Consider the following 261-nt stretch of genomic DNA (forward strand, 5'->3'; position numbering starts at 1 on the left):
CTCGAAGCTGCAGGCGCCACCATCGATGACCAGATCCAGCGCGTGTCCGAAGCGCTCGCGAATCTCTTCGGCGTCCGTCATCGGCAACTCCTCGCCCGGCGGAATCAGCGTCACGCTCATCAGCGGTTCGCGATGGGTTTCCAGCAGGGCGTGGGTGATGGCGTGGTCCGGCACGCGCACGCCGATGGAGCGACGCTTGGGGTGCAGCAGCAGACGCGGCACTTCGGAAGTCGCCTGCAGGATGAAGGTGTAGGCGCCCGG

General features: G+C 66.7%; 1 protein-coding gene. It reads right to left on the reverse strand.

Annotation, left to right across the window (positions count from 1 at the left end):
• Nucleotides 1-261, reverse strand: a 261-nt coding sequence (locus R0J88_RS21150; protein WP_410901050.1) for an L-threonylcarbamoyladenylate synthase, incomplete at both ends; no start/stop codon positions are given.

The organism is Pseudoalteromonas sp. SIMBA_162 (genome assembly GCF_046535955.1).
Lineage (GTDB): Bacteria > Pseudomonadota > Gammaproteobacteria > Enterobacterales > Alteromonadaceae > Pseudoalteromonas > Pseudoalteromonas marina.